The organism is Amycolatopsis oliviviridis, from assembly GCF_014654365.1.
In the GTDB taxonomy this organism is placed as follows: Bacteria; Actinomycetota; Actinomycetes; order Mycobacteriales; family Pseudonocardiaceae; genus Amycolatopsis; species Amycolatopsis oliviviridis.
This window is the reverse complement of the sequence record NZ_BNAY01000003.1, coordinates 350,522-369,730: the sequence shown is the minus strand read 5'-3', so window position 1 is coordinate 369,730 and position 19,209 is coordinate 350,522. Positions and strand designations below refer to the sequence as shown.

The 19,209-nt window shown below is 69.3% G+C and carries 22 protein-coding genes; 17 read left to right on the top strand and 5 right to left on the bottom strand.

The features are described from left to right. Nucleotides 1-75 precede the first annotated feature (75 nt). On the bottom strand, nt 76-636 hold the full coding sequence (locus IE302_RS14850) for a cysteine hydrolase family protein (protein WP_191255107.1): 561 nt from the start codon (nt 634-636) through the stop codon (nt 76-78). Nucleotides 637-708: 72 nt separating this feature from the next. Here IE302_RS14850 and IE302_RS14845 point away from each other — a divergent pair, with 72 nt between their 5' ends. Both IE302_RS14845 and IE302_RS14840 read left to right on the top strand, forming a co-directional pair. Further along, nucleotides 709-1,695, top strand: coding sequence for a GlxA family transcriptional regulator (locus IE302_RS14845; RefSeq protein WP_191255106.1), 987 nt, complete (start codon nt 709-711; stop codon nt 1,693-1,695). Continuing rightward, on the top strand, nt 1,668-2,441 hold the full coding sequence (locus IE302_RS14840; protein ID WP_191255105.1) for an enoyl-CoA hydratase-related protein: 774 nt from the start codon (nt 1,668-1,670) through the stop codon (nt 2,439-2,441). Before IE302_RS14845 ends, IE302_RS14840 begins: the two co-directional genes overlap by 28 nt. Before the next feature lie 83 nt (nt 2,442-2,524). Here IE302_RS14840 and IE302_RS14835 read toward each other — a convergent pair whose 3' ends face one another. After that, nucleotides 2,525-3,064 (bottom strand): NUDIX domain-containing protein, encoded by a 540-nt coding sequence (locus IE302_RS14835; protein WP_191255104.1) that lies wholly within the window; start codon nt 3,062-3,064, stop codon nt 2,525-2,527. Nucleotides 3,065-3,101: 37 nt separating this feature from the next. On the opposite strand from IE302_RS14835, the gene nucS reads away from it, so the two are divergent. From nucS to IE302_RS14775, 12 genes are all read left to right on the top strand, one after another. Next, the gene (gene nucS, locus IE302_RS14830) at nt 3,102-3,761 is read left to right on the top strand and encodes an endonuclease NucS (RefSeq protein ID WP_034308895.1); all 660 of its coding nucleotides are present in this window, start codon (nt 3,102-3,104) and stop codon (nt 3,759-3,761) included. 325 nt (nt 3,762-4,086) lie between these two features. Next, complete coding sequence (locus IE302_RS14825; RefSeq protein ID WP_191255103.1) at nt 4,087-5,049, top strand: patatin-like phospholipase family protein; 963 nt, start codon at nt 4,087-4,089, stop codon at nt 5,047-5,049. Nucleotides 5,050-5,093: 44 nt separating this feature from the next. Continuing rightward, complete coding sequence (locus tag IE302_RS14820; protein ID WP_191255102.1) at nt 5,094-5,870, top strand: hypothetical protein; 777 nt, start codon at nt 5,094-5,096, stop codon at nt 5,868-5,870. A 214-nt stretch (nt 5,871-6,084) separates the two neighbouring features. Beyond that, a complete protein-coding gene (locus IE302_RS14815) occupies nt 6,085-7,782 on the top strand; it encodes a sodium:solute symporter family protein (protein WP_191255601.1) in 1,698 nt (565 codons plus the stop codon). Nucleotides 7,783-7,792: 10 nt separating this feature from the next. Continuing rightward, a complete protein-coding gene (locus tag IE302_RS14810; RefSeq protein ID WP_191255101.1) occupies nt 7,793-8,059 on the top strand; it encodes a hypothetical protein in 267 nt (88 codons plus the stop codon). A 47-nt stretch (nt 8,060-8,106) separates the two neighbouring features. Continuing rightward, nucleotides 8,107-9,108: a DUF3558 domain-containing protein gene (locus IE302_RS14805; protein WP_229907770.1), complete on the top strand. Its 1,002-nt coding sequence runs from the start codon at nt 8,107-8,109 to the stop codon at nt 9,106-9,108. 67 nt (nt 9,109-9,175) lie between these two features. Then, nucleotides 9,176-10,177: a dihydroxyacetone kinase subunit DhaK gene (gene dhaK, locus IE302_RS14800; RefSeq protein WP_191255099.1), complete on the top strand. Its 1,002-nt coding sequence runs from the start codon at nt 9,176-9,178 to the stop codon at nt 10,175-10,177. Continuing rightward, nucleotides 10,177-10,800, top strand: coding sequence for a dihydroxyacetone kinase subunit DhaL (gene dhaL, locus IE302_RS14795; protein WP_191255098.1), 624 nt, complete (start codon nt 10,177-10,179; stop codon nt 10,798-10,800). Before dhaK ends, dhaL begins: the two co-directional genes overlap by 1 nt. Beyond that, complete coding sequence (gene dhaM, locus IE302_RS14790) at nt 10,797-11,471, top strand: dihydroxyacetone kinase phosphoryl donor subunit DhaM (protein WP_191255097.1); 675 nt, start codon at nt 10,797-10,799, stop codon at nt 11,469-11,471. The genes dhaL and dhaM overlap by 4 nt, the downstream gene beginning before the upstream one ends. Before the next feature lie 96 nt (nt 11,472-11,567). Further along, the gene (locus IE302_RS14785; RefSeq protein WP_191255096.1) at nt 11,568-13,343 is read left to right on the top strand and encodes a 3-hydroxyacyl-CoA dehydrogenase family protein; all 1,776 of its coding nucleotides are present in this window, start codon (nt 11,568-11,570) and stop codon (nt 13,341-13,343) included. Nucleotides 13,344-13,398: 55 nt separating this feature from the next. Then, nucleotides 13,399-13,764, top strand: a complete 366-nt coding sequence (locus IE302_RS14780; protein WP_191255095.1) for a hypothetical protein — start codon at nt 13,399-13,401, stop codon at nt 13,762-13,764. Nucleotides 13,765-13,774: 10 nt separating this feature from the next. Further along, the gene (locus IE302_RS14775) at nt 13,775-14,608 is read left to right on the top strand and encodes a hypothetical protein (RefSeq protein ID WP_191255094.1); all 834 of its coding nucleotides are present in this window, start codon (nt 13,775-13,777) and stop codon (nt 14,606-14,608) included. Here the strand turns inward: IE302_RS14775 and IE302_RS14770 are convergent, their stop codons facing one another. After that, nucleotides 14,609-15,082: an Lrp/AsnC family transcriptional regulator gene (locus tag IE302_RS14770; protein WP_191255093.1), complete on the bottom strand. Its 474-nt coding sequence runs from the start codon at nt 15,080-15,082 to the stop codon at nt 14,609-14,611. Between the two features lie 59 nt (nt 15,083-15,141). On the opposite strand from IE302_RS14770, the gene IE302_RS14765 reads away from it, so the two are divergent. Beyond that, a complete protein-coding gene (locus IE302_RS14765) occupies nt 15,142-16,260 on the top strand; it encodes a trans-sulfuration enzyme family protein (RefSeq protein ID WP_191255092.1) in 1,119 nt (372 codons plus the stop codon). A 62-nt stretch (nt 16,261-16,322) separates the two neighbouring features. Further along, a complete protein-coding gene (locus tag IE302_RS14760) occupies nt 16,323-16,706 on the top strand; it encodes a DUF6401 family natural product biosynthesis protein (RefSeq protein ID WP_191255091.1) in 384 nt (127 codons plus the stop codon). Nucleotides 16,707-16,740: 34 nt separating this feature from the next. Here the strand turns inward: IE302_RS14760 and IE302_RS14755 are convergent, their stop codons facing one another. After that, nucleotides 16,741-17,670, bottom strand: a complete 930-nt coding sequence (locus tag IE302_RS14755; protein WP_191255090.1) for a mechanosensitive ion channel family protein — start codon at nt 17,668-17,670, stop codon at nt 16,741-16,743. 98 nt (nt 17,671-17,768) lie between these two features. Continuing rightward, nucleotides 17,769-17,984 carry an FmdB family zinc ribbon protein gene (locus tag IE302_RS14750; protein ID WP_191255089.1) on the bottom strand — a complete coding sequence of 72 codons (216 nt, stop codon included), beginning with the start codon at nt 17,982-17,984 and terminating at the stop codon, nt 17,769-17,771. A 51-nt stretch (nt 17,985-18,035) separates the two neighbouring features. Here IE302_RS14750 and IE302_RS14745 point away from each other — a divergent pair, with 51 nt between their 5' ends. Then, nucleotides 18,036-19,160, top strand: coding sequence for an alkaline phosphatase family protein (locus tag IE302_RS14745; protein ID WP_191255088.1), 1,125 nt, complete (start codon nt 18,036-18,038; stop codon nt 19,158-19,160). The last annotated feature ends 49 nt before the right edge of the window (nt 19,161-19,209 follow it).

Below are 19,209 nucleotides of genomic sequence, written 5' to 3'. Positions count from 1 at the left end.
GAGTTCCGTCTCTGATCACACGTGCCGTCCGATCAGGCACGCGAAATCACTGCGGCCCCATCCGGCCGCGAGGTCTCAAAGGCTGCCGAGGATCTCCTTCGTCGAGGTGACCGTGGCGAACCCGCCGCCGTGCAGGTTCGTCGCGGTCGCCCTGGACAGTTCGGCGGCGGTGAGGACGCTCCCGTCCGGTCCGGCGAGGTCGAAGGTGAACGTGGCGTCGAGCGCGAAAGTCACGTCGTAGCCGAGGTTCCCGCCGACGCGCGCGGTGGTCTCGCAGCAGAAGTTCGTCTGGATCCCGGCGAGCACGAACGACGTGATGCCGCGGGTCTTGAGCCAGCCGTCGAGATCGATGTCGCCGTGGAAGGCCGAGTTGACCTTCTTGCCGAACACCAGATCCGCGCGCACTCCGTCGAGTTCGGGCTTGAAGTGGTTGCCCTCCTGCCCGGGCCGCAGCGACGATCCGGGCTTCACGGAGTCGTGGTGCACCAGCACGATCGGCAGGCCGCGTTCCTGCCAGGCGTCGACGAGCGCCTTGATGTTGGCTTCCGCGCCGGGGTTGTCGCGCGGGCCCCAGACGGGCTTGTCGAAGCCGCGCTGGACGTCGATCACGAGCAGGGCCTTGGTTTCTGTGGTCATGGCCTCGAGTCTCGTTCCCGATGGAGGCGTCCAGGGAGTGGCAGAAGACGCGCGATGCGGTACTTTTCTGCCATGCGAACCGTCGGTGTGCTCCTCCTGCCGGGCAGCCGGTCCTTCGACCTGGGCGTGATCGGCGAGGTCTGGGGTGTGGACCGGACCGACAGTGGAATCGGTCCCTTCGAGGTCCGGCTCTGCGCGCCCGGCCGCGGCACGGTCGCCATCCACCCGTTCGGCCAGGTCACGGCGACCCATGGGCTGAGCGGACTGGACGGCTGCGACCTCGTCCTCGTGCCCGGCCGGGTCGATCCACACGCCGAGGTGCCCGCGGCCGCCGTCGCCGCTTTGCGCGAGGCGCACCGGGCCGGGATCACCGTGGCGTCGCTGTGTTCCGGGGCCTTCACCCTCGCCGCGGCCGGGCTGCTCGACGGCCGCTCCGTCACCACGCACTGGCGGCTGCTGGACGACCTCGAAACCGCCGCCCGCGCCGCCGTCGTCCAGCGCGACGTCCTGTTCACCGACGAGGGTGACGTGCTGACGTCCGCCGGTGTGGTCGGCGGGCTGGACCTCTGCCTGCACCTGGTGCGGCGCGATCACGGCGCCGAGGTCGCGGCAGCGCTCGCCCGCCGGCTCGTGATGCCGCCCGCACGGGAAGGCGGACAGCGGCAGTACGTCGACAACCCGTTGCCGCCCAAGCCGTCGAGGCCGAGTGTTTCGTCCACAATGGACTGGGCGCTGGAGCGGATCGCCGAAGACATCGGCGTCGAGGACCTGGTCGGTCACGCGGGGCTGAGCGAGCGGACCTTCCATCGCGAGTTCGCGGCGGCCACCGGGGTGACGCCGGGACGCTGGCTGCGCGCGCAGCGGGTGCGGCTCGCGCGGCGGCTGCTGGAGACGACCGAGCTCCCGGTCGAGCGGGTCGCGCAGCGCTCCGGGCTCGGCACCGCCGCCAACCTGCGGCGAAGGCTCCGGGCGGAGGTCGGCGTCGGGCCCGATTCGTATCGCCGGACGTTCCGGTCGGTTACCGTCGAAGCATGGCCGAGTACGAGCACATCCTCGTGAAGCGGGACGGCGACACCGTCACCGTCACCATGAACCGCGCCGCGCGGCGGAACTCGCTGTCGGCGGACCACCTCGCCGAGCTGCTCGCGGCGTTCCGCGAGGCCGGGGACACCGACGCCACCGGGATCGTCCTCGCGGGCGCCGGACCGGTGTTCTCGGCGGGACACGACTTCGGTGACGTCGCCGCGCGCGACCTGATGGCCGTGCGCGAGCTGCTGCGGCTGTGCACGGACCTGATGGGCACGATGCAGTCGGTGCCGCAGGTCGTCGTCGCGCGGGTGCACGGGCTCGCGACCGCGGCGGGCTGTCAGCTGGTGGCCTCGTGCGATCTCGCCGTCGCCGCGGAGTCCGCCGGATTCGCCCTGCCCGGCGGCAAGGGCGGCTGGTTCTGCCACACGCCCGCGGTGCCGGTGGCCCGCTCGATCGGGCGGAAACGGCTGATGGAACTGGCGCTCACCGGCGACGTCGTCGACGCCGCGACCGCGCTGGACTGGGGCCTGGTGAACCGCGTCGTCCCGGACGATTCGCTGGACGAGGCCGTCGCCTCGCTGCTGGCGCGCGCGACGCGGGGCAGCCGGGCGAGCAAGGCGATGGGGAAGCAGACCCTCTACGCGCAGCTGGACCGGCCGGAGGCCGACGCCTACGCGCTGGCGCTGGAAGTGATGGCTTCGGCGTCGCAGCTCCCCGGGGCGCGTGAGGGGATGGCGGCCTTCCTGGAGAAGCGCACGCCCGTCTGGCCCGACTGAGCGGCCCTGGGCGTGCAATGAAGGACGCTTTCATCGCAAAATTTGCTATGAAAGGCCCCTTCATTGCACGCGCGGGTGGGGAGTCAGCGGCGTTCGCGCATGAGCAGCAGCGTGTAGGCGGCCAGCGTCTGCGCGTCGGTGATGTCACCCGAGGCGATCATCTTCTCGAACTCGTCGCGTTCGAACCACGCCGTCCGCATGTCCTGCTCCTCGACCTCCCGCTGGGTGTCACCTTGCGTGAGATCGGTGGCCAGGAACACGCGCCCGCGCTGGCTCGCTATGCCGGGGGCGACGTCGGTCGTGCCGAGATCGGTCATCGAGCCCGCGATCAGCCCGGTCTCCTCGCGCAGTTCGCGGGCGGCGAGTTCGGGCGGCGGGACGTCGGCCAGGTCGGGCGCGGTGCCCATGGGGAACTCCCAGCGCCGCAGTCCGAGCGGGTAGCGGAACTGCTCGACCAGGTGAAACCGGGCGCCGTCGAAGGGGATGACGATCGCGCAAGTGGGTTTGTCGACGACCGCGTAGATCCCTTCGGAACCGTCGAGCCGCCGGACGCCGTCCTCGCGGACGGTCATCCAGTTGTTCCGGTACACCTCGCGGGAGCTGACACGCTGAACGGGGTCCATGCGCACAGTATCGCCGCGCTTGTCCTACCCTCGCGGGGTGCGCCTAGTGATCGCTCGCTGCCAGGTCGACTACGCCGGCCGTCTGACCGCCCATCTGCCGATGGCCACCCGGCTGTTGCTCGTGAAGGCCGACGGCTCGGTGTCCGTGCACTCGGACGACCGCGCCTACAAGCCGCTGAACTGGATGAGCCCGCCGTGCTGGCTGATCGAGGACGGCAAGCTGTGGATCGTCGAGAACAAGCAGGGCGAGAAGCTCGTCATCACGATCGACGAGATCTTCCACGACCACGCCCAGGAACTCGGCGCGGAACCGGGACTGCAGAAGGACGGCGTCGAAGCGCACCTGCAGGAACTGCTCGCCGAGCACATCAAGACCCTCGGTGACGGCTACACCCTGGTGCGGCGGGAGTTCCCGACCGCGATCGGGCCGGTCGACATCATGGCCCGTGACGCCGACGGGGCCAGCGTCGCCGTCGAGATCAAGCGACGCGGCGAGATCGACGGCGTCGAGCAGCTGACGCGGTACCTCGAACTGCTCAACCGCGACCCGCTGCTGGCGCCCGTGCAGGGCGTCTTCGCCGCGCAGATCATCAAGCCGCAGGCACGTGTGCTGGCCGAGGACCGGGGCATCCGCTGCCTCACGCTGGACTACGACGCGCTGCGCGGCATCGAGTCGGACGAGTTCCGGCTGTTCTGAGCAAAGCTTCGCGTTTAGTCCTCTGGATGCGGTGGTTGCGCGCGCAACCACCGCATCCAGAGGACTAAACGCGTCGGGTCCGGGGCCGGTGAACAGCCGATATCGAATCGAGTCCTCGGTTTTGTATCTGCATTCTTTCTCGCACCACAGAATGCCCCAAAGGGCGGCGGGAAATTAACGAACTCGGCTCGTCCTGCAAAAGAACCAGCTGTTTCCGGGCCATTCGGGTGAACGCCGGATTGTTCGGTCTCACGTTGTGCCACACTCGATTTCCGCGAGGGGTATCGCCGACCTGCGGCGGTTCGCGGTCCAGGGGTGATGTGCCATGGCTGATTCTTCGAAGCGCGTGGATCTCGTGCTGGAAGGCGGCGGCGTCAAAGGCATCGGGTTGCTGGGAGCGGTGCTGGAGTTGCACGACGCCGGTTATTCGTTCCCCCGGATCGCCGGGACGAGCGCGGGCGCCATCGTCGCGACATTGGTCGCCGCTTATCAGAAGGCCGGGAAAGACCTCAGCGGCCTGGAAGCGGTGATGCACGACATGGACTGCCGCCGGTTCCAGGACCGGTCCCTGCTCGATCGGATCACCGGCCCGGTCGGCGACGGCGTCGACCTGCTCCTGCACGACGGAATGCACACCGGCGACTATCTCGCCGAATGGCTCACGCCGTTGCTGGACGAAGTCGGCGTGCGCACTTTCGCCGATCTCGCCCTCGACGACCCCGACGGGACTTTGGCTCCGTACCAACGGTATTCCCTGGTCGTCCACGTCAGCGACCTGACCCGGCGCGTACTCGTGCGGCTGCCTTGGGATTATTCCCAATACGGTCGTGAACCCGGGGCCGAGAAGATCGTCGACGCGGTCCGCGCGTCGATGTCGATCCCGTTCTATTTCCGGCCGGTGCAGTTCGACGTCCGCCCCGAGGGCACGGTCACCTGGGTCGACGGCGGTCTGCTGTCGAACTTCCCGATCACCGTCTTCGACCGGACCGACAAGAAGAAGCCGCGCTGGCCGACCTGGGGAGTGAAGCTTTCCGGCGAACCGGTGGGCGGCAGGGACAAGCCGGTGAAGAGCGCGTTGCGGATCGCCATCGGTTCGCTCGAAACCCTGCTGTCGGACTGGAATCGTTACCGGTTGCACGAGGAAGGTGTGAACCGGAGGACGGTGTACGTCGACACGACCGGGGTTTCCGCCGTCGACTTCGGGCTCGGTGACGAAGAGAAGAAGCGCCTCTTCGAAAACGGGCGGGAGGCAGCGCGGCGGTTCCTGGAAAAGATCGTGCCGCAATGAACTCGCCGGCGGTATTCCGGTGGGACGAGGGATAGGAGGATCCCATGCGTTATCGCCCGATCGGCAGTGACCCCGCGGACGGCCGTCTCGGCCGGTTCGTCCCGGACGACTGGCGCCACGTCGAGCGCTATCCGCTGACCGCGCTGGCCACCGAGGACCGGCCCACCCGGTCCCCGGTCGTCATCGGCGTCAACTGGTACAAGGAATTCGACGTACCGGAAAAGGACGAGAAGTCCGGCGAGTTCTTCGTCGCGAAGGGCGGCGCGAAAACGCTCACCCGGATCCGCGGCGGGCACTGCGTCTGTCTCGAACCCGGTGAATCGACCGACGGCGACAAGCAGTACGCCTTCTACGACCAGGGCCGGGAAGGCGCTTGCGTCGGCTTCGGCTGGTCGCGTTGCATGACGTTGTTCAACGGCGACCTCTACGCCGCGCGGTGGCTGTGGGACCAGTCGAAACTGCGCGACGAATGGGACGAGACCAATCCCGGTGACAACAACGGCACGTCCGTCCGCGCGGCGGCCGAGGTGCTGCTCGAACTGGGCCACGTCCCGTGGGCGGAGGGCTACGCCGACGACGACCACGTCAAGCGGGCCGCCTACACGCCTGACGTGAAGAACGGTCTGCAGGCCTATCGCTGGGCGAAGACGGTCGAGGAGGTGCACGAAGTCCTCGGCAACCCGCGCGCCGACGAGCTCGGCGCCGTGCCGTTCCTCAACTCGTGGGGGCCGGGCTACCCGCACCGCACGTTCATGCCGGACGACGTCCTCGACCGGTTGATCAAGGAGGACGGCGAAGTAGGCCTGCCCACGGACCGGTAAACCCCCGCCGGTCACGGGAAAGGGCCGCTCCGGAGACGGAGCGGCCCTTTTCGGCGGGTAACCGGACAGGAATTGTCAAGAACCACCCGGAAACAGACACTTCGGGGCAGTCGTCACCCACCCGCACTGCCGTTCCTGAATCCATGCAGTATGGTCCGCGATTGACGCGATACCGGCGTTTCTCGTGGACATTTTCACTATGGAGGTGGGTCGGTTGCACGTACTGGCCGATGCGAACCTGCGGCTCGACGCAAGCCCGATCGACTACGTCCTGCTCGCCTTCTATTTCGCGCTGGTCCTCGGCATCGGGTACATGGCGCGGAGGTCGGTCTCGAGCAGTCTCGACTTCTTCCTCTCCGGCCGCTCGCTGCCCGCCTGGGTCACCGGTCTCGCGTTCATCTCGGCGAACCTCGGCGCGGTCGAGATCATGGGCATGTCGGCCAACGGCGTGCTCTACGGCCTGCCGACCGTCCACTACTTCTGGATCGGCGCGATCCCGGCGATGCTGTTCCTCGGCATCGTGATGATGCCGTTCTACTACGGCTCGAAGGTCCGCAGTGTCCCGGAGTTCATGCTCCGCCGGTTCGGCAAACCCGCGCACCTGGTCAACGGCATCAGCTTCGCCAGCGCGCAGATCCTGATCGCCGGCGCGAACCTGTTCCTGCTCGCCAGCGTGGTGAACCTGCTGCTCGGCTGGCCGCTGTGGGTGTCGATCATCGTCGCGGCCGCGGTCGTGCTCTCCTACACCGCGCTCGGCGGCCTGTCCGCCGCGATCTACAACGAGGTCCTGCAGTTCTTCGTGATCGTCGCGGCGCTGCTGCCGCTGACCATCGTCGGCCTGGTCAAGGTCGGCGGCTGGCAGGGCCTGGTCGACAAGCTCAGCGCCGACCCCGGCGGCGAGGCGCAGCTGTCCTCTTGGCCGGGTGACAACCTCACCGGATTCGGCAACAGCTTCCTCTCGATCCTCGGCCTCGTCTTCGGTCTCGGTTTCGTGCTCTCGTTCGGTTACTGGACGACGAACTTCGTCGAGGTCCAGCGTGCGATGGCGTCGAAGAGCATGTCGGCCGCGCGGCGGACGCCGATCATCGGTGCCTTCCCGAAGATGCTGATCCCGTTCATCGTGATCATCCCCGGCATGATCGCCGCGGTCACCGTGTCCGAGTACGTCCAGGACAAGCAGATCCTGCTCGACGGCGGCGACGCGCCCAGCGGCGTCACCGCGAACAACGCGATCCTGCTGTTGATGCGCGACCTGCTGCCCAACGGCATGCTCGGCGTCGCGATCGCCGGTCTCCTCGCGTCGTTCATGGCCGGGATGGCGGCGAACCTGAGTTCGTTCAACACCGTGTTCACGTACGACATCTGGCAGTCGTACGTGAAGAAGAACGAGTCGGACGGCTACTACCTCCGCCTCGGCCGCGTGGTCACCGCGGCGGGCACCGTGCTGGCGATCGGTACCGCGTTCATCGCGTCGAACTCCGGGAACATCCTGACCTACCTGCAGGACCTGTTCTCCTTCTTCAACGCGCCGCTGTTCGCCACCTTCATCCTCGGCATGTTCTGGAAGCGGATGACGCCGACGGCGGGCTGGGTCGGCCTTGTCGCCGGTACCGCGTCCGCGATCACCGTTTGGCTGCTTTCGCAGGCCGGGGTCCTCGGCCTCACCGGGCAGGGCATCAGCTTCGTGGCCGCCGGTACGGCGTTCGTCGTCGACATCGCGGTCAGCGTCGCGGTCTCGCTCGCCACCGCGCCGAAGCCGGAGGCGCAGCTCGTCGGCCTCGTCTACTCCCTCACCCCGAAGGAGTCGCTGAAGCACGACGAGACCGGCGACGACGCGGGCTGGTACCGCAAGCCGGGCCTGCTCGCGGGCATCGTGCTGATCCTGACCATCGCGCTCAACATCATCTTCTAGGAGGCCGGAGATGGCTGCGTCCCAAGCTCCCAAGAAGGCCGGCGTCTTCGACATCCGGCTGATCATCGCGCTGCTCATCGGCGGCTACGGGCTGGTGCTCACGATCATGGGCATCGGCTTCACCACCGAGGAGGAGCTGAAGAAGGCCGCCGACGTCAACATCAACCTGTGGGCGGGCATCGGCATGCTGGTGTTCGCGGCGCTCTTCGTGCTGTGGGCGAAGCTGCGGCCGATCGTCGTGCCGCCCACGTCCGAGACCGGCGGAGACGGCGAATAGCCGGGTTGTCCGGACAGCGCCGGGGCGGTCCGGCTACCGTGCACTTCGTGCTGCTCAACGCTCGACGTCGCCGGATCGCGTCCGCGCTGGCCCTGGTCGCCGCGCTCGGCGCGGTGTCGGCCTGCGGTCAGAACCTCGGCAAGTCCAACTTCGCCCGCACCACCGTCGCCGCCGAAGCCGGTTCCGGTGGTGAGGTGCCGAGCGGGGACATCAACGACCCGGCGGTCACCCCCGCGGTGATGCGCACGATCGACCCGTGCCCGCTGGTGGGCAAGGAGGCGCTGAGCGCTTTCGGCACGCCCGAGGACCCGCGGCCGTCGCTCACCTCGTTCGGCACCTGCCGGGCGAAGGTCACCGACGCCGGTGGCAAGCAGCTCACGGTCGGCGTCGACATCGGCGCGTCGACCTATCTGAACGACAGCGGCGGCGCGGTCATTTCGGTGGTCGACGGCCTGCCGCAGGTCGAGCGGAAGGGCAAGGACGGCAAGACCTGCGACGTCGGCGTCATGACGCTGCGCAAGCCCGAGCGCGGGATGAACTTCTCCGTCACCTACGACGGCGGTGACCCGTGCGCGACCGGCCGCGCGGTGGCGGCGAAGGCCGTGAAGACCCTGCACTCGTCGCCGCCGAAGTACCCCGCCGCCGCGGGCACGCTGACCGCCGTCGACCCGTGCACCGTCGCGGACCCGGCCGTCCTCTCCGAGGTCGTGCCGCACGGCGCGACCTCGCTGACCACCTTCCACTCCTGCGACTGGACCCCGAGTTCCAACCCGCGGATCACGATCGGTTTCCGCTACGGCCTGCCGCCGCAGGAGCGCGACGGGACCAAGAAGGTCGACGTCGGGGGCGTCACCGTCTACCAGAAGGCGGGTGTCGGCAGCTCCGCCGAGTGCAAGATGGAGTGGCAGCACCGGCCGTGGGTGGACGACACGGTCGAGATCGTCAGCTTGGTCTACTCGAACTACGACGAGAAGAAGGACGAAGCCGCGTCCTGTGAGAAGGCGGGGAAGATCGCCAAATCGGTGATCTCCAAGCTGCCGAAGGCCTGACGCTGGCGGCATCCGGCCGGGAGAGGTAGGAAGGGGACACCCCACCCGCCGACGGCCGGAGGCCACCTTGAAGAAGATCATCAACGACCCGAAAACGGTGGTCGCGGAGTCCTTGCGCGGACTCGCCGCGGCACACGCGGACGTCCTGCGCGTGGAGGACGACCCGGCGATCGTGGTGCGCGTGGACGCGCCCGTGGCGGGCAAGGTCGCGGTGATCTCCGGCGGCGGATCCGGGCACGAACCGCTGCACGGCGGCTTCGTCGGGCGGGGCATGCTGGCGGCCGCCGTCCCGGGGGCGGTGTTCACCTCGCCGACGCCGGACGCCGTCGAAGCGGCGGTCAAGGCCACCACCGGGGACGCGGGCGCGCTGCTGATCGTCAAGAACTACACCGGCGACGTGCTCAACTTCGAGACCGCCGCGGAACTCGCCGCCGCCGAGGGCCTCGACGTCCGCAGCGTGGTCATCGACGACGACGTCGCGGTCAAGGACTCCACGTACACCGCCGGCCGCCGCGGCGTCGGCGGCACGGTGCTGCTGGAGAAGCTCACCGGTGCCGCCGCCGAACGCGGCGACGCGCTCGACGCGGTGGAGACCTTGGCGCGCAAGGTGATCGGCCAGGTCCGCTCGATCGGTGTCGCGCTCACCGCGCCGACCGTGCCGCACGCGGGCGAGCCGAGTTTCGACCTCGCCGACGACGAGATCGAGTTCGGCATCGGCATCCACGGCGAACCCGGCATCGAACGGACGGCCGTGGTCCCGGCCGACGAGCTCGTCGCCCGCATGGTCGAAGCGATCGTCACGGACCTGCCGTTCGGCGAGGGCGACAAGGTCCTGCTGTTCACGAACTCGATGGGCGGCACCCCGCTGGTGGAGCTGTACCTCGCCCACGGGATCGCCGAGCGGCTGCTGGCCGAGCGTGGGATCGTGGTCGAACGGCGCCTGGTGGGGCCGTACATCACCAGCCTCGAAATGCAGGGGATGAGCCTGACTTTGCTGAAACTGGACGACGAGCTGACCGAGTTGTGGGACGCGCCGGTGAACACCCCGGCCCTGAGGTGGGGAGTCTGATGGCCTGCACCGCCGAGACGCTCGCCGCCGCCTTGCGGGCGGCCGCCGCGGTGATCGCCGAGCATCGCGCCGAGCTGGTCGACCTCGACCGCGCGATCGGCGACGCCGACCACGGCGAGAACCTGGACCGCGGGTTCACCGCCATCGTGTCCGCTTTGGACACCGCGACCCCCGGAACCCCGGCCGCGGTCGCGAAACTCGCCGCCACGACGTTGATCTCGAAGGTCGGTGGCGCGGCGGGCCCGTTGTACGGCACGGCTTTCCTGCGCGCGTCGGTCAAACTGGGCGACGCGGCCGAAGTGGACGGTGCGCTGCTGATCGAGGCCTTGCGCGCGGCTCTGGAGGGAGTGCAGGCGCGCGGCAAGGCCGTCGGGGGAGACGCGACCATGGTCGACGCGCTCATCCCCGCCGTCTCGGCCGCCGAAGAGGCCGCGGGGTCGGACGTCGCGGCGATCCTGGCCGCGGCCGCGGACGCCGCCGACAAGGGTGCGGAGTCCACTGTGGACCTCGTGCCGCGCAAGGGCCGCGCGTCGTACCTCGGCGAGCGGGCCAAGGGACATATGGATCCCGGTGCCCGCTCGACGGCGCTGCTGCTGCGCGCGTTCGCGGAGGCCGCCCGGTGAGCGTCGGAATCGTGCTCGTCTCCCACAGCGCCAAACTCGCCGAAGGGCTCGCGGAACTCGCCGCCCAGATGGCGCCGGACGTCACCATCGTGGCGGCGGGCGGTCTCGCCGACGGCGGGATCGGAACGGACTACGACGAGGTCGTCGCCGCGACCCAGCGCGCCGATTCGGGCGCGGGCGTCGTCCTGCTGTACGACCTCGGCAGCGCGCAGATGACCGCGGAACTGGCCGTCGAATCGCTCGCCGACCCGTCGGCCGCCTTCGTCGTGGACGCGCCGCTCGTCGAGGGCGCGATCGCCGCCGCCGTCGCGGCACAGGGCGGGGCGGACCGCAAGGCCGTCTCCGAAGCCGCCGCTTCGGCGGGCGCTCCGCCGGACCTGACGCTGGACGACGGGGTGCGGGACGGCGAAAGCAGTGTCGAACTCACGCTGCGCAACGACGTCGGACTGCACGCGCGGCCCGCCGCCGTCCTGGTCCGGAGCATCGCCGGGCTGGACGCGGAGGTCACCGTGCGGCTGGGCGAGGAGACCGCGGACGCCAACAGCGTGCTCGCGCTGATGGCGCTCGGCGCCCGGCAGGGCGACCGGATCGAGGTCCGGGCCAAGGGCGCGCAGGCCGAAGAAGCGCTCACCAAGGTCAAGGACCTCGTCGACCAGAACTTCGGGGAGTGACACTTACTCGATTCGGTGGGTGACAGCGGCTGCTTTCCGCGCCCCGGCGTGGCACGATCGGAGAAACTACCAGCGAGTAACCTCCGGAGGCCGGTTGTGGCGCGGGAAATCTCGAGTGTGGGAGTCATCGGTCTCGGCACCATGGGCGCCGGGATCGCCGAGGTGCTCGCGAGGAGCGGCGTATCCGTCGTCGCGGTCGAGATCGACGACGACGGCGTGCACCGGGGCCGGGGTCATCTGGAGCATTCGACCGAACGGGCGGTGTCCGGCGGCAAGCTCGACGCCGGCGGCCGGAGTGACCTGCTGGGCCGGATCCGCTACACCACGTCGCTGAGCGAACTGTCCGATGTGGACCTGGTGATCGAGGCGATCCCGGAGAACCTCGAAGCGAAATCCGACGTTTTCGCCCAGCTGGACAAGATCACCGGGCCGGACACGATCTTCGTGTCCAACACCTCGTCGCTGTCGATCACCGAGATCGGCGTGCACACCGCGCGGCCGGGCAAGGTCGTCGGGATGCACTTCTTCAACCCGGCGCCGATCCTCAAACTGGTCGAGATCGTCCGCACCGTGGTCACCGAACCCGGCGTGGTCACCGACGTCGTCGCGTTCGCCGAACGTCTCGGCAAGACACCGGTGGTGATCGGCGACCGCGCCGGGTTCATCGCGAACGCGCTGCTCTTCGGGTACCTCAACCACGCCGTGCGGATGTACGAACAGCGCTACGCCACCCGCGAGGACCTCGACGCGGCGATGCGGTTCGGCTGCGGATATCCCATGGGGCCCTTGGCTTTGCTGGACCTCATCGGGCTGGACACCGCGTACGAGATCCTCGACACGATGTACCACCAGTCGCGCAACAGGCTCCACGCTCCGGCGCCGCTGCTGAAGCAGATGATCACCGCCGGGCTGCTCGGCCGGAAGACGGGACAGGGTTTCTACGCCTACGACGAACCCGATTCGCCGACGGTGACCGACGCGATCACGAAGTCCACAGTGGACTCCGTGACACCGCGGGAGGTGCGCAAGGTCGGCGTCGTCGGGACCGGGACCATGGCGACCGGCATCGTCGAGGTGTTCGCGAAACGCGGTTACGAGGTCATCCTGCGGGCGCGGAGCGCGGAGAAGGCCGCGGCGTCGGTCGCGCGGGTGAAGAAGTCGCTGGACAAGGCCGTGGTCAAGGGCAAACTGTCCGAAGAGGACGCGGCCGCCGCGCTCGGCCGGATCTCGCCGGCGGTGGAGTTCGACGAACTGGCCGACGTCGACCTCGTCGTCGAGGCGGTGGCCGAGGACCTGGCCGTCAAACAGGCCGTCTTCGCCGCGCTCGACGACGTCGTGAAGCCCGGCGCGGTCCTGGCGACGACGACGTCCTCGCTGCCGGTGATCGAATGCGCGGCCGCCACCTCGCGGCCTTCGGACGTGGTCGGCGTGCACTTCTTCAACCCGGCGCCGGTGATGAAACTCGTCGAGATCGTCTCGACCATCGCCACCGCGCCCGACGTGATCGCGACCGTCGACGCCGTCTGCGCGGCGGTGGGCAAGCATCCCGTGCACTGTGGCGACCGGGCCGGGTTCATCGTCAACGCGCTGCTGTTCCCGTACCTGAACGACGCGGTGAAGATGCTCGAAGCGCACTACGCGGAGGCCGACGACATCGACACCGCGATGAAGGTGGGCTGCGGGCTGCCGATGGGGCCGTTCGAACTGCTCGACGTCGTCGGGCTGGACGTTTCGCTGGCGATCCAGCGGACCCTGTACAACGAGTTCCGCGAAGAGGGCTTCGCGCCCGCGCCGCTGCTGGAGCACCTGGTGACCGCCGGGCGGCTGGGCCGGAAGACGGGGAAGGGCTTCAAGGACTACTCGGCCCGGTAGGTGTCTCTGGCGCAAGTAGCCGACTACTTGCGCCAGAGGTCGGTAGCTTGGACACATGCCGGTGTCCTCGGGGGTAAGGAAGCGGATCGCGGGGTTCCTCGATCCGGACGACGAGATCCACTACGTGTTCCCGGCCGACGTCTTCGGCAGTACCAACCCCGGCGTGTTCTTCGCGGTGACCCGCAAGACGATCACGGTCCTGACGACCGGATACCTGAGCCGGAAGACACCGAAGAAAGTCGTCTCGACGGGCCTGCGGAACCAGCGGATCGGACCGGTCGACACGTCGACCGTCCCGTGGTTCAAGTTCAACGGCATCGACTACGAGATCGACGACGAGTACATCGCGGTCGTCCACGCCGCCGACGCCGAGATCATGCGAGACGGGGCAAAACCTGAAGATCCGCTGCCGGACCTCTAAGCTCCCCTGGGTGCGTCAGCTGACATACGACGGGGTTCCCATCCCCGGCCTGAACGACCTGGTCCGGACGGCCATCCGGCTGCACCCCGCGCCGGGGGAGCCGCGTCCCGACGAGAGCCATTTCGGCGGTCCGCTGCTCTGGCCGTCGGACGAGCCGTGGCCCGAGTGCCCGGTGACCTGGCCGCCCGACCCGGACGCGTCCGACGACGCGTGGCGGAGCGGGCACGCGCTCGACGGCCCGGTGCCGGTGATGATCAGCGCGGCCCAGTTCTTCCGCGATGACTTCCCGGAGTTGCCCTTCCCGGAGGGCACCGACGTCCTGCAGATCCTGTTCTGCCCGCTGGACCACGACAGCCCGTACCACCGGGGGCCCGCGGTCCGGCTGGTGTGGCGCGATTCCGGCGAGGTGGGGGACATCGCGGACCCGCCGCCCCCGCCCGAGGACGCCGAAGCCGACTACCTGCCGGAGCAGTGCGTCTTCGAGCCGTGCTCGATCGACGAACTGCCCCGGCTCTGCGACTTCCCGGCGGAGACCCGCGCCGCGCTCGGCATCCCCGAGGGCGCGAGCGATGACCCGGAGGGCTGGCCGGAGCTGGACCAGTACTCGAAGATCGGCGGCTGGACGGCCTGGTCCGGGTCCGATCGCGCCGATCTGGGCTGCCGGGAGTGCGGCGAGGAACTGCGGCAGACGATCGCGCTGGCCACCGAGGAACACGAGGTCGGCTGCGGCTGCGAGGTCGTCGATGACGAACCGGCGTGCTGGTCGTTCGCCCGCCGCGGGGTGCTGAACATCTTCACCTGCCCCGCCGACGTCACGCATCCGGTCAAGGTCCGCATCGACTGATCAGGCGGGCGGGAGCAAAGGTCCCCCGCTCCAGTGCTGGAAGACCAGGTTCGTGTGCACCCGGGCGACCTCGTCGCGCGCGGTCAGTTCGTCGAGGACCAGCCGTTGCAGCTCGGTCGCCGAAGCGGTGGCGACGTGCGCGAGGAAGTCGTCCGGGCCGGTCAGGTGGTAGACGGCGCGGACCTCGGGCAGGGCGAGCAGATGCCCGACGAACGAGTCGACCAGCGCCCGGCGGTGCGGGCGGACCTGGACGAACAGGAGCGCTTCGAGCGGGCGGCCGAGTTTGGCGGCGTCCACCTCGGCGCGCTGGCCGGTGATCACCCCGAGCTCGCGCAACCGGTTGACCCGGTCGAGGCAGGTCGAGGGCGCGATGCCGACCTCGGCCGCCAGATCCTTGTTCGAGATCCGTGCGTCGTTCTGCAGGAGCCGCAGAATCCGCAGGTCGACCGTGCTCAGTTCGACAGAATCCGGCATTGGCGAATGATATCCGAGGATATTGCGTCGTATCCGGAGAAAAACGCACCATCTGGAGTATGACCGCAACGCTGCGCACCCGAGCCGTCCACGCCGGCCGTGACGATCTCACGGACCTCGGCGTCCACGCCGCTCCGCTCGACCTGTCCACGACCTACCCGTCGCGGGACAGCGTCGACGAGGCGGGCCGCATCGACGAGTTCGCCGCCACGGGCGCGCTGTCCGGGCTCCCGGTCTACGGGCGGCTGAGCAATCCGACCGTCGAGCGGTTCGAGAAGGCGCTGGCCGAACTCGAAGGGTTCGACGACGCCGTCGCGTTCGCCACCGGCATGGCCGCGGTGTCGGCGTCACTGCTCGCCGCCGTCGCGCAGGGCAAGCGGCACGTCGTCGCCGTCCGGCCGGTCTACGGCTGCACCGACCACATGCTCACGTCAGGCCTGCTCGGCACCGAGGTGACCTGGGCGGATCCGGAAGACGTCGCTTCGGCGCTGCGTCCCGACACCGGGCTGGTGCTGCTCGAAACGCCCGCGAACCCGACCCTGCGCGAGGTCGACATCGCCGAGATCGTGAGCGCCGCAGGCGAAGTTCCGATGCTGGTCGACAACACCTTCGCCACTCCCGTGCTCCAGCGGCCCGGGCGCCACGGAGCCCGGTTCGTGCTGCACAGCGCGACCAAGTTCCTCGGCGGCCATGGCGACGTCATGGGCGGTGTGGTGGCGTGCGGTGCCGAAGACGCCGGGATGCTGCGGCAGATCCGCTTCGCCACCGGCGGCGTGCTGCACCCGCTGGCCGGGTACATGCTGCTTCGCGGCCTTTCGACGCTTCCGCTGCGGGTCAACGCCGCGTCCGCGACGGCCGCCGAACTCGTCGAGCGGCTGCGCGGCCACGCGAACGTGAGCGCCGTGCACTACCCGGGCATCGGCGGTCCGCTGATCGCGTTCGAGGTCGACGGCGATCCGCACGCGCTCATCGGCGCGGTCCGGTTGATCACCCCGGCCGTCAGCCTCGGCAGCGTGGACTCGCTCATCCAGCATCCCGCGTCGATCAGCCACCGGATCGTCGCCGAGGACGACCGGCGCGGCGCGGGCGTCACCGACCGGCTCATCCGCATGTCGGTGGGGCTGGAGGACGTCGAGGATCTGTGGCACGACCTGGATCAGGCGCTCAAGGCCTGCTGAGTCCACTGCGATCATGGTCACCGGGATGTCGACAAATCGCCTGACCTGGCTAACCTGGTCGGGTGAAAGATCTGGTCTCGTCCTGGGTGGAATCTTCGGCTCGTAGCACGCTTTCCCGGCTGCACCAGCAGATCGGTGTGGCCGGGCTGGCCGCCGCGGCGGCTCTTCCCGGGCTTTCGGCCGTCTTCGATCAGCACTCGGCGGCGGTGCGGGACATCCTCGCGGCCGGGGTCGAAGGTTCGGCGGCGGTCGCCGGGGTCGTACTGCTCGCCGGCTACACGCGCGGGCTGCTCGACGAGGCGAAGGCCAAGGGCTGGACGTTCCGCGCCCCGGCCGATCTCTCCGCCTGGACCACCAGCGATTGGCTGACCGCGCGCCTGGTCGGCGTGTGCTCGCTGGCCGTCACGATGGACGAGCAGCGGACCCGGCCGACCGGGAACGGGTAGGGCGGCCGGACGCCCCACCCGCTCCCGTGGAAGGTCAGCGGTACTCCGGCGGAGGGGGCATTGACCCACCGGGGGGCCGCTGGCCGGGATCTTGGTGCTGCGGCACCTGACCCTGGCTGGACGGGAACTGCTGGTGCTGCGCCGGCTGCTGACCCATGGCGTTCGGATCGGCGGCGTGATGCCCGGCCGGCACCGGCTGGGCGGTCGTCCGCTCGGTCGGCACGTCACCCGAGCGGCTGGCGTCCTCACGACCGCGCTGGTAGGCCTCGGCCTGCGCCTTCGCGGCGGGGATCTCCGCCTCGGCCCGGCCGAGCCAGGTCTCCCAGCGCTGCTGCATCGGCTTGATCAGGCCACCGCCCACACCGACGACGGCGATTCCGCCGATCGTGGCGAGCACGGTGATCAGCACCGGCAGCGTGACCGCGGTGGCCACCCCGATCTGGTTCAGCGCGGCGATCGCGCCGAGGCCCCAGATGAACACCGAGGCGATGGTGGCGAGCACCTTGCCGTAGGAGACGCCGCCGAGGGCGTTGCCCACCAGGTCCTTGACCGCCTTGGCGATCGCGCCGGCGATCACCACGATGACGATCGCGACGATGGCGCGCGGCAGCCAGGCGACGATGTCGTTGAGCAGCGAGCTCACCGGGTTCGGGCCGAACACGCCGAACGCGAACTGCAGGGCGATCAGGAGGATCGCGTAGTAGACGATCTTGCTGATGATGCTCGACGCGTCGAACTGGCTCCGCGCGAGCATCTGCTTGAAGCCCCCGCGTTCGAGGAGCCGGTTGAACCCGACCTTCTCCAGCACCACGCTCACGGCCTTGGAGATCGCCTTGGCGATCAGCCAGCCGATGAACAGGATGACCAGGAACGCGAGCAGTTTCGGGACGAAGGTGGCGACCGAACTCCAGGCGCTGGACACGCCTTGACCGAAATCGACGGCCGCCAGTGCTGATGTGGCCACTGGACGTTCTCCCTTCCCACCACTGGAGCTTCCAGACTGGTGGCAAGGGGGTACCCGCCGAACGGGCTATTACACGTTGCTCCACCCGAACGGGTGGGTCAGCTGCAGCAGCCGCCTCCACAGCAGCCACCGCCGCCACCAGCGGGAACGGGCGCGGGGCCGGACGCCGACCCGGTCAGCGCGACGGTCGTCAGCAGCTTGACGGTGTCCTGGTGGCCCTCCGGGCATGGCGCGGGCGCACCGGATTCGCTCATCGGCCGCAGCAGTTCGAAGGTCCCGGCGCATTCGCGGCAGCGGTAGGCGTAAGTCGGCATGTCCGGCATTATCCCATCTCCTTTTCGTGCTCGGGATGGCAAGCTGACCGGGTGGAACTGCCTGTCGCGGCGCATGTGCCGCACCTCGGCCAAGTCGTCCCGTCCGTGCTTTCCGCCCTCGGTGCCGCGGAGTTCGCCAACACGCTGAGCCTGGTCGAGGCTTCCAGCGCTTGCGTCCTGCTCATCGACGGTCTCGGCTGGGAACTGCTGGCCGAGCACGCCGCCGACGCGCCCGTGCTCACGCAACTGGCGAAGTCGCCGCTGCGGGTCGGGTTCCCGGCGACGACGGCCGCCGGTCTCGGCGCGATCGGCACCGGACTGGCGTCGGGAGAGCACGGCCTGGTCGGCTACAGCTTCGAGGTACCGGGCGCCGGCGTCCTGAACGCGTTGCGGTGGAGCAGCCACGTGGACGGCGGGGATCTGCGCGGCGCGTTGCCGCCGCGCGAGGTGCAGCCGCTGCCGACGACGTTCGAGCGCGCGACGGCCGCGGGGATCGCGACCAGCGTCGTGTCTTCGGCGAAGTTCGCCGACACCGCGCTGACCCGCGCGACGCAGTCCGGCGCCCGCTACGTCGGCGTCCACGCGCTCGGCGACCTGGCGGCCTGCGTCCTGCACTGTCTCGAAACGAGGCCGGCGTTCTGCTGGGGCTATCACAGCGAACTCGACATGCTGGGTCATGTCTACGGGCCGGGTTCGTCGCCGTGGCGGATGCAGCTGCGGCAGGTCGACAGGCTGGTCGAGTCCATCGTGGACGGCCTGCCGTCCGGCGCGCTCCTCGCGGTCGTGGCCGACCACGGGATGGTGACCGTCGAGGGCGCGCTCGACATCGACGACACCCCCGCGCTGCTCGGCGGCGTCCGGGCCGTCGGTGGCGAGGTCCGGGCGCGGCACGTCTACAGCGAACCGGGCGCGGAGGCCGACGTCCTGGCCGCTTGGCGTGACGTGATCGGGGACCGGGCGTGGATCCTGCCGCGTGACGAGGCCGTCGAGGCGGGCTGGTTCGGGCCGGTCGCCGACCGTGTCCGCCCGCGTATCGGCGACATCGTCGTGGCGGCGAAGGGCCGTTTCGGGCTGGTGCGGGAACTGGCCGAAGCCGTCGAGTCCTCCCTGGTCGGTCAGCACGGCTCGCTGACCCCGGCCGAACAGCTCGTCCCGTTGGTCCTCGCGCGCGGCTGACCCCGCGTTTCGTCCTCTGAATGCGGTCCTTGCGCGTGCAACTACCGCA